We start from the raw sequence: 11,097 nt of genomic DNA on the forward strand, positions 1-11,097 counted from the left end.
GACCCGCACGCCGCCCCGTCACGCGATCCCCTGGTAGCGCCTGGGCCGCTCGGAATCGGTAGCCCCGGACAGCCGCCATCCCCACCATCCGGTACCAGCGTCCTGGCCAGCGCCGAGGTCGTCGTGCTCCGCGGCGACACTCTCTGGGCAATCGCCGCCCGTTCTCTCGGGCCAGACACGACCACCGCGCAGATCGCGCGGGAATGGCCACGGTGGTGGGCCGCCAACGAGCATGTGATCGGCCCTGACCCCGACACGATCCTGCCCGGTCAGCGGCTCCAGCCGCCCCGCCCCGGGCCTTGACCCCGCCCGCCCCGCCGACCTGGAGAACAGCGCTGTGACCGTTGTGGCACCCGCACGTGCAAGCTCCACCCGCGCACGTCGCTTCTACCAGATACCGATCACGCCCACCGACCCTCCGTATGATGACGACCCACAAGCGGTGGCCTTGGTCGCATCGCCGCCCGCCCACTGCGCGGCGGCTCCCGTCGTCCTCGCTCTGCCCGGCACCCGCATGGATGATCCAACACAGCACGGGTCCGGCACCGGGTCCGCCAACGGGTCCGCCAACGGGCCAAGGCGGCCCACAGCCAGGTCCGGACCTGTCGAGGCGCCCAACCGCTCCACCCCGACGGCGCGTGCCGTCGCGACCGTTGTCGTGCGCGCCATCGTGGAGGCCATGACCGGCATCCGGCCCGTCGCGCACCTTGCCACGTGGACGTCTGCGCAGGTCCAGGCAGACCTCGAACAGCTGGCCGCGAACAACGTCCGCAAACAGCGCTACACCTTGCGCTGCGTGCGGATATGCGAGCCCCGGGAAGGGATAGCCGAGGTTGCCGCGGTGATCGCCCGAGGCGAGCGCGTATCGGCCCTCGCCTTGCGAATGGAAACGAGCAGAGGGCGCTGGCAGGTCACGGCGCTACAAACCCGCTAGATCACAATAAGAGCGACCGGCAACAGGGGCGTAGATCAGGCTGTGCTGCGGTTCGCCGGGTCGCCATGGCACCGCTTGTACTTGCGCCCGGATCCACATGGGCACGGTGCGTTGCGAGCAGGGCGGCTACTGCCTGCGGTGGCCGTCGGGGCGCCTACTGCTCCAGCGAGCCCACCGGGGGATGTCCCGGTGGTGACCTCAGTGGTGACCGCGGTGGATCCGCCGTCCACCGACGGCGCGGTGTAGCGGAGATTATCCGCAGGTCGACGTGGTTCCAGACCCTTGACGAATACCGGCGGCGGAGTCGGCACCGGCGGGCGGCCAGAGGTCTGCGGCGTGCCCTGCGCCGGCGGGGCAACCGGGACGGTGCCGTCGGTGGCGGCACCCGCCGTGGCGGCCCGTACCGCCGCGACCAGCGCAGCGCCGTCCGCTGCCTGCGTCTCGCCATCGGCCGGGACGATCGCTGTGCCGTCCGGCGGACTCACGCTCTGGGCAGCCGTGCCGTCTGTGGAGGGAATCTGGACCTCGGCGTTGAACAGCAGCCTGACCGATTCCTCCTTGATGCCCTCCATCATCGTCTGGAACATATCGTAGCCTTCCCGCTGGTACTCGACCAACGGATCACGCTGCCCCATTGCCCGCAGGCCGATACCCTCCTGCAGGTAGTCCATTTCGTAAAGGTGCTCGCGCCACTTTCGGTCGAGCACCGCCAGGACGACCCGGCGCTCCAGTTCACGCATGAGCGGTTCGCCGTCCGGACCGGAACCCAGCTCTTCCTCGCGCCGATCGTAGGCATCGTGGGCATCGGCCTGCAGATCCTCGACCAGCGTTTCGGTCGTCAGTCCGTCGCGTTCGTCAGGGGCCGGAATTTCCACACCCACCCGGTACAGCTCACCAAGACCGGACCAGAGAGTGTCGAGGTCCCACTCCTCGGGATAGCCATCCGCTGTCGCGCCCCGGACATAGCCGTCCACCGTGTCGTCGACGAAATGACGGATCTGCTCGTGCAGGTCCGCGCCTTCGAGAACCTTGCGACGCTCCTCATAGATGACGGTGCGCTGCTTGTTCATCACCTCGTCGTACTTCAGGACATTCTTTCGGATCTCAAAGTTCTGACCTTCGACCTGCGTCTGCGCAGACCGGATCGCGCGGGTGACGATTTTCGACTCGATCGGCACGTCTTCGGGAATGTTGAGTCTGTCCATGATGCCTTCGACAGCGGCGGCGTTGAACAGCCGCATGAGATCGTCGCCCAGCGACAGATAGAACCGGGACTCACCGCGGTCGCCCTGCCGGCCGGCTCGTCCACGCAGCTGGTTGTCGATCCGGCGGGACTCATGACGCTCGGTGCCGAGGACGTAGAGCCCGCCTAGCTCCACGACCTCGTCATGTTCAGCACCGACCGACGCCCGCGCCTTTTCCAGGGCCTCCGGCCACGCCGCCTCGTAGTCCTCGGGGGACTCGATCGGGCTGAGGCCACGCTCCCGCAGCTCCGCCTGGGCAAGAAACTCCGGGTTGCCACCAAGCATGATGTCGGTGCCGCGGCCGGCCATGTTGGTGGCAACGGTCACCGCGCCCCTGCATCCGGCCTCAGCGATGATCAATGCTTCCCGCTCGTGGTGCTTGGCGTTGAGCACTTCATGTTTCACGCCGCGTTTGGTCAGCTGCTTGGACAGGTACTCCGACTTCGCCACGCTGGTCGTGCCGACAAGAACCGGCTGCCCCTTCGTATTACGCTCGGCGATGTCATCGACGACCGCATCGAACTTGGCGACCTCGGTCTTGTACACGACATCGGGTTGGTCCGCCCGGACCATCGCCTTGTTCGTCGGAATCGGCACGACGCCGAGTGTGTAGATCTGGTGGAACTCGGCTGCTTCGGTCATCGCGGTTCCGGTCATACCGGACAGCTTGTCGTACAGCCGGAAGTAGTTCTGCAAGGTGATCGTGGCCAGGGTCTGGTTCTCCTGCTTGATCTCGACCTTCTCCTTGGCCTCGATCGCCTGGTGCATTCCCTCGCTGTAACGACGCCCGTGCAGGACACGGCCGGTGAACTCGTCGACGATGAGGACCTCGCCGTCCGTGACGATGTAGTCCTTGTCCCGGCGGTAGAGTTCCTTCGCCTTCAGTGAATTGTTGAGGTAGCCGACGAGCGGTGTGTTCACGGATTCGTAGAGGTTGTCGATACCAAGCTGGTCCTCGACCTTCGCCACCCCGGACTCCGTGATGGCGACCGTCCGCTTGCCTTCTTCGACCTCGTAGTCCGTGTCCTTCACCAGCATCGGAGCGATACGGGCGAACTCGGTGTACCAACGGGTTGGGTTGTCCGCCGGACCGCTGATGATCAGCGGGGTTCGGGCCTCGTCGACCAGAATCGAGTCGACCTCGTCGACGACGGCGAAGTTGTGCCCGCGCTGGACGAGTTCCTCGCCGCTCCAGGACATGTTGTCCCGCAGATAGTCGAAGCCGAACTCGTTGTTGGTGCCGTAGGTGATGTCGCCCTCGTACTGCTGGCGACGGACGGCCGGCTGCATCTGCGGATGAATGACGCCGACCGTCAAACCGAGAAAGCGGTGTACCCGGCCCATGTTCTCCGCGTCCCGCTGGGCCAGGTAATCGTTGACCGTGATAATGTGTACGCCCTTGCGGGACAGCGCGTTGAGATAGGCGGGCAACGTGGACACGAGGGTCTTGCCCTCACCCGTCTTCATCTCGGCGATGTTTCCCAGGTGCAGCGCCGCACCGCCCATGATCTGGACGTCGAAGTGCCGCTGCCCCAGAGTCCGTCGGGCCGCTTCACGCACCGCCGCAAACGCCTCGGGGAGGATCTCGTCGAGGGTTTCGCCCGCATCGAGCCGATGGCGGAACTCGTCGGTCATCGAGCGAAGCTCGGTGTCCGTGAGCCCGACGAAGTCGTCCTCGAGGAGGTTCACCTGATCTGTGATCGCCTTGAGCTTGCGCAGAATGCGACCCTCGCCGGCACGGAGGATCTTCTCGAGCACCACGGGCGAAACTCCTCGGGCGGTTGGTCGGCGGGGTCACCTACACAACGAGACTAGGCCGTGTCTCGTGGATGTTGCCAAGGCTAGGGCGTATCTGACTGGGCATCGATCCGCACGATCGAAGATCCATCAGATACGCCCCAGTCCCTCCGTGCTGATCGATCCGGCCATCCCACGGGTCGGCGGTTCCACAGGCTACCCGGCCGACCAGAAGTGACACGATCATGACTCGCTTCGGGTGACGGGAAGCCGGGGCTCCGCCGTAAGAGCGACCGACACCATGGCCACACTCCGACCAGAACAACGCCCGAGGCCCGGCATCGGTGCCCGAAGTCGGCGAAGTCCGGGTTCGGCACGGGATCGGCCGAACCCGCCCGGACGACGTCCAACTGGGACGGGGCCCATCCGGGGATCACCAGAGCTGTCGCACGGCGTCCGCCGTGATCTCAGGTGATCTCCAGAAGCTTCTCCCGAACCGCGTAGACCACCGCCTCCATGCGTGAGTGCAGCTGAAGCTTCTCGAGGATGTTGCGGATGTGGTTCTTAACCGTGTTTTCGCTGATGAAGAGCTGCTTGGCTATATCACGGTTGTTGAGCCCCTTGGCGACGAGCCGCAGGACCTCCATCTCGCGATCGGTGAGGCGGGGTGTCGGCAGCTGCGGCCGGTCGTCCGCCTTTTTGATCATCGATGCAAACTCGGTGAGGAGTTTCGACGCCATCGAAGGGCTGATCAGGCTCTGGCCACCGTGCACGGCACGGATCGCGGTGGCAACCTCGTCGATCGAGATCTCCTTGAGCAGGTACCCCATCGCGCCCGCCTTGATCGCGTCGTAGAGGTCTGCCTCCTCGTCGCTGATGGTCAACATCACGATCTTCGCACTGGGTACGGCCTGCTTGATTGCGCTGGTCGCGTCGATCCCACCGCGCCGCGGCATCCGGACATCCATGAGGACGATGTCCGGTGCCATGTCGACCGCCATCGTGACGGCTTCCGCACCATCCGCGGCTTCGCCGACCACCTCGATGTTGGCCTCCTGTTCGAGGACCATTTGCAGACCGCGCCGGAACAGCGCATGGTCGTCTACGACGAGCACCCGTATGGGATCCGTCGGTGACGGCGACCCATCCTCCCCGAGTTGGCGCCCATCCCCCGTCATGTGACCTCCTTCGCGTCGCGACGGCCTGCGCCTCGGCCACCCCGTGCCGGTGCACGGGGTGGCCGGGACGTGACTGAAGACGTCCACGGCAGATGGTCCCACGTCGACTAGACCTGCATACGTTTACACCGTTGCAACCGCGCCACGAGGTTCGTCATACCTCTCGCCCCGGCTGGTCCGGCGATCTCGTCCTGCGGTGCCCGCATCGGGCTCGTCGTGCTCGCCCGACTCAAGCCGGATCACTCCGTAGTCGTATCCACACCTTCGGTACACCACGCTCGGCAGACCCGTGCGGACGTCCCGGAAGAGGTAGAAGTCATGACCGACGAGCTCCATGTTCGACAGGGCATCGTCGAGAGTCATCGGCGTGGCTCGATGGATCTTCTCACGGACGACCATGGGCGACCAGTCCGGATCCCCGTAATCTGCGTCGCTATCGGCACCTGCGTGGACATCGCCGTCACGATCGGGGTCGGCACGCCTCGCGGAGTCGCCGAAGCCTTCCGTACCGACCCGCGGCTCGCCCACGGCCCGCGAGAGCTGGCCCGACGACCCACGCGCCGCGCCGTTGTGACAGCTGCGTCGTTCAGCGGCGCGCCGTAGCCGTTCCGTGAGCTTTGCCGCTGCCAGGTCGAACGCAGCGAACGGATCCGCGGCGGCAGCCTCGGCTCGGATCACCGGGCCCCGTGAGAACACGGTTAGCTCAACACGATCACAGACATCCGCCATCCGCGGATTGTGTTCGCGGGAGAGCTCAGCATCCACCCGGAAGGCCTTGTGATCGAACCGCTCCAGCTTCGCAATCTTGGCTTCGGCGTGCTTGCGGAACCTCTCGGGAACCGCGGTGTGCCTTCCCTTGAAGACGATGTCCACTCGTTTCACCTTCCTGTCGACCGGAGGCGGCGATGACCGAACGATCCCGCGGGATCGAGCCAATCCGACCTTCCGATGCAATTCCGTATGTCAGGGCTTATCTGCCTCGTTCCTTCCGGCCGGACCCCGAGCGCCCTGGTCCGTCTCTTCGCTTGTCCACTCCCGCGGCGCCGGTGCGGGTGACGACAGTTTCAACCCTGCGGTACCCCGGTCGCAGGCAAATGGACACCTTGGGGCCGGTCATCTCGAGAAGGGCGGCGGCGCGCCGATGTCTCGAGGAGCGCGGCGGCGCGCAGACGTCGCGGCGACTACGGCGGCGGCTGATACCGGTACCCCACCGGCACGCAGCGCCCGCGCAGCCTCGGTCAGGGTCGCTCCCGTCGTCACAACATCGTCGATGACAATGAACAACGCGGCCGGCGGTGAACAGTGAGTGACCCTGTCCTGCCCCGGCAAACCCCTGGCGAGACGGAGTTCGTCGACAATTCGGACTCCGTGTCGCAGCCCGAACGCACCGCTGAGATTGCTCGCACGCTCCACCGCGGATAGAGCGGCCTGATCGGCCACCGCCCGGGCCGCCCGCAGCATCGCGACCACCCGTACCGGCACCCCGGCCGCGCGCAGCACCCCCGCGGCGCCGTCACCGAGCCTGCGTACATGGTCGAAACCTCGCCGGCGAACGGCCGACCGGGTCGACGGCACCGGCACAAGAATCACCAAGCCGGTATGCGCCGTCCCGACGCGGGCCGCCATCACCGCGCGGGCAAGCGCCAACGCCAAGGGCCGCCGGGCGTCCTGCCGGCCTTTCTCCTTGAACGCCAGCAGAAGCTGGCGGCACGGTCCGTCGTAGACGGCGCCGGAAAAGCATCGCGGTGGTGGCCCCCGCCGCCCCGGTGTGGCCATCTGTCCCGGAGCGGCGAGGAATGCCGGACGATCGACCGAGGCTGCGCAGGTCGGGCAGACCGCCGGGCCCGGACGGCCACAGCCGGCGCAGGCACGCGGCAGGAGAAGATCCAAAAGGACCTCGAATGCGGCGCCGATATACGTGTTGGGCATGTATGGGATGGTCGGCCCGTTGCGTCCGCTTGGCGAGGGCGCTGCAGTCCCTGTGGACAACCCGGCTGTGGACGACAATGGCCGCGAAGAGCGCCGCACGAAATGATCTGCGGGAAGTCGCCTCTCCCCGCGCTGGCAGAGGCTCCGAGACATACGACTTCAGGGAGGCCGACATGACCGACGGACCCGGCTGGGGGCAGCCGCAGCAGCATGGCGGGCCCGATCCCGCTCAGGGCCAACCGCCACCCCCGCCCGGCTGGGGCCAACCACAGCCGCCACCCGGCTGGAACCAGCAACCGCCGCCCCCGCCCGGCTGGGGCCAGCCACAGCCGCCCCCGCCCAGCTGGGGCCAGCCACAGCCGCCCCCGCCCAGCTGGGGCCAGCCACAGCCGCCACCCGGCTGGAACCAGCAGCAACCGGGCGGACCCGGCCAGTGGGGACCGGGACAGCCCGGACCATGGCAACAGGCCGAAAAGCCGGGGATCATCCCGCTACGGCCGCTCGCGGTCGGCGAGATTCTCGATGGTGCCTTCTCCGCACTGCGCCAGAACCCCGGGGCGACCATCGGGCTGACCGTCGCCGCGACCACCGTGGTCCAGATCATCAGCACTCTGCTGACGGCCTGGAGTCAACGGACGTCCACCAACGCGGAGATCTTCGCCACGATCATCACCGCTGTGCTCTACGGCGTTCTCGCCATCGTCCTGGCCGGGATGCTGAGCGCGGTGATCAGCGACGCTACCCTGGGTAGCAAGATGAGTGCCGGCGAAGCCCTGCGACGCATCCAGCCCCGGTTGGGAGGCCTGATCGGCCTGTCCCTCGCAGTAGGCGCCCTGACCCTTCTCGGACTCATCGGGCTGATCATCGGCGCCCTGTTCGTCACGGTCGCGCTGGCCATGTCAACGCCCGCATTCATCCTCGAGGGCGGGAGCATCGGGACGGCCATGCGGCGTTCGTGGACGCTGGTCCGTGGCGCATGGTGGCGAACCTTCGGGATCATACTGCTCACCTACGTCATGGTCACGGTCCTCACGGCCATCCTCCTGATCCCCCTGGCCGTGATCATCACCGCTGGTGGCGGCTCGCTGACCGATCCCTACAGCGGCGCCCTGACAACGCTCGGCCTCCTGGTCACCGCCGTCATGAACATCGCGGTCCGGGCTGTGACCACGCCCATCACGGCGGGGGTCATCGTGCTGCTGTACATCGACCGCCGCATCCGGTTGGAAGGCCTGGACGTAACCCTCGCCCAAGCGGCACGGGACCGTGCGACGAGCGGCCGGGGATACCAGTAGACGTCATGGTCGGGCCGACGGTAACCCGCGACGGGGCGGCGGACGACGCTCGCCACGAACTTTCCAGGGGCATCTACCACGATGCCGGGCCGGGATGGACCGAGCGCGTGCTGAGCTGGATCGGCGACCGGCTGACCGACCTGTGGACCAGCGCCACCCAGCCGTCGGGCCACGGGCTCGGCATAGCGGCGGTCGTCATCGTGATGGCCCTGGTCGCCGGCGTCGTGTGGCTACGGCTCGGCCCGGTACGACGGACCGCGCGAACAAAGATAGTCGATCTTGATCTCGGCAGCCCGCTGTCCGCCGCCGCGCTGCGAGCCGAGGCCGACAGCCGTGCGCTGGCGGGTGCCTTTGCCGAAGCGGTGCGGTCACGACTGCGGGCAATCGTGCGGATGTTGGAGGAGACAGGAGTGCTGGAACCCCGGCCGGGACGCACCGCGGGCGAGCTCGTCGCCGAGATCGCCCGAATCGACGCCGGGAAAACGCCCGCTCTGGACGCGGCGGTAACGGTGTTCAGCGAGATCTGGTACGGCGGGACCGAGGCATCCGCGGCCTCCTACCGGCTCGTCGTCCAGGCGGATGAGGTGCTGATGGGTATGCGGCCGCACCTGGTGGGCCAGCCGGTTCGCACCTTCACGGCGCCGGCGTGACCACCACCGCGCTGCGTACCGGACCTGCCCCCGGGGCGGTCCAGCGTCGAGTCCGGGCCGGCGCCGTCCTCGTCCTGCTGGTCATCGCGTCCGCCGCCGCATCCACCATGGTTGCCACGCCCAACGGCCGCCCGCTCGATCCGACGTCGGCCGCACCGGGTGGGACCAGAGCACTGGCTGAGATCCTTGGGGCACACGGCGTCGGCGTCACGGTGACGGACAACCCCACCGAGGCCACGGCAACTGCCGCGGGTCGCGACACCACGATCGTGCTGGCATATCCCGAGCGCGTCACCCCGGCGACCCTTGATGCCCTTGCCAACACGGTCAACCGGGGCAGCGACCTGCTGCTCATCGAGCCGGTCACCGCTGTCCTCGAGGCGTTGGATCTACCGCTGGCCAACACCGGCGGCGTCGCGCCCGCGACACCTGTGCCGGGGTGCGGGCTGCCCGAGGCCGAGGTGGCACAGGCCGCCACTCTTGGCGGCGGTTCGGGCTTCCGCGTCACCCAGCCGAGCGCCAGCCGGGTGGCGGCCTGTTACCCGGTGCATGCGACCGCGACCCTGGTCGTGCTGGCGCAACCGGCCGGCGCCACGGCGGGGCGCCGGCCCGGACGGTTCGTCGTAGCCGGTAGCGCCGCGTTCATGACCAACGGGCAGCTGGCCCACGAGGGCAACGCGGCACTCGCAATCGGGCTTCTCAACCGGCATGCGGCGGTGACCTGGGTGCTCCCGCAACCGGGCGGGCCGGGCTCCGTCGCCGCCCGCAGCAGTCTGGTCGACCTGCTTCCCGACCGGGTCGTGCTCGGCTGTCTCCAGCTCGCCGTCGCGCTGGTCGTCCTCGCCCTGTGGCGCGGACGCAGGCTCGGGCCGCCGGTGGCCGAACCGCTGCCGGTCGTGGTGCGGGCGGCTGAGACCGTCGAGGGGCGGGGACGGCTCTACGCGGCGGGGAAGGCACGGGAACTGGTCGCAGCGGCGCTGCGGGCGGGACTGCGGGCGCGCCTGGCCGAACGACTCGGGCTGGCGACCCGGGCCGGCCCACCAACCTCGCGGAACCCCGCGGCCACGCATCCCGAACCGGACCCGAACGCGCTCGTGACCTCGGTCGCCGATCGAACCGGGCGGTCACCGGTCGAGATCGCATCGCTCCTGTACGGTTCCGGGATGAGTCACCACACCACCGCGGCAGCCGGCATGTTCCAGACAAAGGGCGCATCAGTCGACGATCATGCGCTGTTGGGGCTGGCGGAGCAGCTCGACGCGCTCGACCAGGACGTGGCGGCGGGATGAGCGCCCCGGGAACACCCAGCGACAGCGATGTTGTGGTAACGAAACCTTCACAGAAAGAGACGGCCACCGGGTCAGCCATGTCGACCGAACCGCACCTGTATCCCGGCCCGCCGGCGGCCGAATCCCCCCCTCATCGGGGTACACCGGATGAATCCGAAGCGGCCCGCCAAGCGCTGATCGCGCTGCGCGAGGAGGTGGGCAAGGCTGTCATCGGCCAGGATGCCGCGGTCAGCGGCCTTGTCGTGGCACTGCTCTGCCGCGGGCACGCGCTGCTCGAGGGCGTCCCGGGGGTTGCCAAGACCCTGCTGGTCAGGGCACTCGCCGCGGCGTTGTCCCTGGAGACCAAGCGGCTGCAGTTCACCCCCGATCTGATGCCGGGAGACGTCACCGGATCGCTCGTCCACGACATCGGCACATCCCGGTTCACCTTCCGGGAAGGGCCGGTGTTCACCAACCTGCTGCTTGCCGACGAAATCAACAGGACGCCGCCCAAGACTCAGGCCGCGCTCCTGGAGGCGATGGAGGAACACCAGGTCAGCGTCGACGGAGCACCGCGGCGGCTGCCGGTACCGTTCGCGGTCATCGCCACCCAGAACCCGATCGAGCACGAAGGCACCTACCCGCTGCCCGAAGCGCAGCTCGACCGCTTCCTGCTGAAACTCACCGTGCCGCTGCCGCCGCGGGACGACGAGATCAGGATGCTCGCCCACCACGCGTCCGGCTTCGACCCCGCCAACCTCGATGCGGCCGGAATCCGGCCGGTCGCCGGACCGTCGCAGTTGGCGGTCGCCCGCGACGCCGTCCGCGCCGTCGCGGTCCGACCGGACGTCCTCGCCTACAT

General features: G+C 67.9%; 10 protein-coding genes. 6 read left to right on the forward strand and 4 right to left on the reverse strand.

Annotated features, from left to right (window positions below):
* Positions 1–303, forward strand: a 303-nt coding sequence (locus U9977_RS16815; RefSeq protein ID WP_322750219.1) for a LysM peptidoglycan-binding domain-containing protein, incomplete at its 5' end; no start/stop codon positions are given.
* Positions 304–337: 34 nt separating this feature from the next.
* Positions 338–934, forward strand: a complete 597-nt coding sequence (locus U9977_RS16820; RefSeq protein ID WP_322750220.1) for an Rv3235 family protein — start codon at positions 338–340, stop codon at positions 932–934.
* A gap of 35 nt (positions 935–969) precedes the next feature.
* On the opposite strand, the gene secA is transcribed toward U9977_RS16820, so the two are convergent.
* From secA to U9977_RS16840, 4 genes are all read right to left on the reverse strand, one after another.
* Complete coding sequence (gene secA / locus U9977_RS16825) at positions 970–3,939, reverse strand: preprotein translocase subunit SecA (RefSeq protein WP_322750221.1); 2,970 nt, start codon at positions 3,937–3,939, stop codon at positions 970–972.
* 443 nt (positions 3,940–4,382) lie between these two features.
* On the reverse strand, positions 4,383–5,093 hold the full coding sequence (locus U9977_RS16830) for a response regulator transcription factor (RefSeq protein WP_322750222.1): 711 nt from the start codon (positions 5,091–5,093) through the stop codon (positions 4,383–4,385).
* A gap of 123 nt (positions 5,094–5,216) precedes the next feature.
* Complete coding sequence (hpf, locus tag U9977_RS16835) at positions 5,217–5,966, reverse strand: ribosome hibernation-promoting factor, HPF/YfiA family (RefSeq protein WP_322750223.1); 750 nt, start codon at positions 5,964–5,966, stop codon at positions 5,217–5,219.
* Positions 5,967–6,206: 240 nt separating this feature from the next.
* Complete coding sequence (locus U9977_RS16840; protein ID WP_322750224.1) at positions 6,207–7,022, reverse strand: ComF family protein; 816 nt, start codon at positions 7,020–7,022, stop codon at positions 6,207–6,209.
* A 173-nt stretch (positions 7,023–7,195) separates the two neighbouring features.
* Here U9977_RS16840 and U9977_RS16845 point away from each other — a divergent pair, with 173 nt between their 5' ends.
* From U9977_RS16845 to U9977_RS16860, 4 genes are all read left to right on the forward strand, one after another.
* Entirely contained in the window at positions 7,196–8,317 is a 1,122-nt protein-coding gene (locus tag U9977_RS16845; RefSeq protein WP_322750225.1) for a hypothetical protein, read from the forward strand.
* 5 nt (positions 8,318–8,322) lie between these two features.
* Positions 8,323–8,967 carry a DUF4129 domain-containing protein gene (locus U9977_RS16850; protein ID WP_322750226.1) on the forward strand — a complete coding sequence of 215 codons (645 nt, stop codon included), beginning with the start codon at positions 8,323–8,325 and terminating at the stop codon, positions 8,965–8,967.
* Entirely contained in the window at positions 8,964–10,256 is a 1,293-nt protein-coding gene (locus tag U9977_RS16855) for a DUF4350 domain-containing protein (RefSeq protein WP_322750227.1), read from the forward strand. The genes U9977_RS16850 and U9977_RS16855 overlap by 4 nt, the downstream gene beginning before the upstream one ends.
* A 77-nt stretch (positions 10,257–10,333) precedes the next feature.
* On the forward strand, positions 10,334–11,097 hold a 764-nt coding region (locus U9977_RS16860; RefSeq protein ID WP_322750228.1), incomplete at its 3' end, for an AAA family ATPase.

Source organism: Protofrankia sp. Cas8 (assembly GCF_963555845.1).
Classification (GTDB): Bacteria; Actinomycetota; Actinomycetes; order Frankiales; family Frankiaceae; genus Protofrankia.